The sequence below is a fragment of the Argonema antarcticum A004/B2 genome (assembly GCF_023333585.1).
Taxonomy (GTDB): Bacteria; Cyanobacteriota; Cyanobacteriia; order Cyanobacteriales; family Aerosakkonemataceae; genus Argonema; species Argonema antarcticum.
In genome coordinates this window covers 1-1,296 of the sequence record NZ_JAIQZN010000241.1, presented here as the reverse complement: position 1 = coordinate 1,296, position 1,296 = coordinate 1, and the positions used below count along the sequence as shown (strand labels likewise).

The 1,296-nt window shown below is 50.1% G+C and carries 1 protein-coding gene; it reads right to left on the bottom strand.

Annotated features, from left to right (window positions below):
* A partial coding sequence (locus LAY57_RS35625; protein WP_249072224.1) for a DNA cytosine methyltransferase occupies nt 1–1,123 on the bottom strand: 1,123 nt, incomplete at its 3' end.
* Between the last annotated feature and the right edge of the window lie 173 nt (nt 1,124–1,296).

Genomic DNA, 1,296 nt, shown 5'->3' with positions numbered 1-1,296 from the left:
AGGTGAGGGCGTCAATTAGCTGCATTCCTACCGCACGCGCAAGCAGGGGGGGAACGGCGTTACCGATTTGTCGGTGTCCTCGCCATTTGGTGGGATGGAATTGGAACCAGTCGGGGAATGAGGATAGTCTGGCTGCTTCTCGGACGGTGATTACTCTGGGGTGTTCTGGGTGAATGGGGCGGGGTGCTGTGTGTCCTCCCTGTTGACTTGGTGTTCCGGCTCTTAGGGTGGTGCATTGTTTTTGGTAGTCTAAGCGGTACAGGCGGCTGATTGGCTCGATTTCTCCGTTTGGTGCGGTGATAAATCTTTCGATTACTTCTGGTGAATGGTCGGTGAGGGTGCAGCCTGTTAGTCGGTGTGGATTCCAGTTGGTTGGTGGGATGAAGATGGTATTGAGGTATTGGCTGTATTTCCCTGGTTGCCCTTCTGCTTCTAAAATGTCTTTATCTAGGCGGTTCAGCCCTTCTAGGGGCAGTAAGTCAGTGAGGGCGTCATAAACTGTGACTCGGTGTTGCTGTGGGGCTGGTGCTGCTATTTCGGTATCTAGGCAACCTACCCAGAATAAGCGTTCTCTGGACTGGGGGACGCCGTAATTACTGGCATTGAGTCGCCACTCTTGTACTTTGTATCCGTAGGAAAGTAGTTGCTGCCAGCAGTTGTTTATCAGTTCGGCAAAGCGTTCGTCTCGCATGCTTGTGACGTTTTCCATTACAAAGGTGCGGGGATGCAGTTCTCCTACGAGGCGGACAAAGTGGAATACTCCTTGATTGCGTGAGTCAGATGGGTCTCGTTTGCCTATGCGCGAGAATCCTTGGCATGATGGGCCACCTACTACTAGGTCTACACAGCTGTTTCTATTGGCAATAATGCGATCGCTTTGCATCTCGAAAGCAGAATTGAGGATTTCTTGACTGCTAAGTTGGGCGATATCGGCACACAGTACTGGTGTGTTGGGGAAGTTCTGCCGGTATTGGGCTGCGGTGTAGGGGTCTTTTTCTACTGCTAGGGCTATTTTCAACCCAGCCGCTTCCATTCCTAAGTCCAAGCCTCCTACTCCGGCGAATAGGCTGACTACCTGTGGTTGAGGATGGGTGGGGATGCTGAAATCGGCTGGGTGTGGCATAATAAGAACCTGTTTTTTTTGATTTGTGCCTCGGTTGGTAGCCGGGGCTTTTACTTTTATTTGACTATCATTATACGCATTTTAGGTATTTAATTACCAGCGTCTAAGAGATCGGACAAGTCATCTGGTTTTACTAACTCCCTAATTTGGTTAAGTATGTCCTCTTTGCGTAG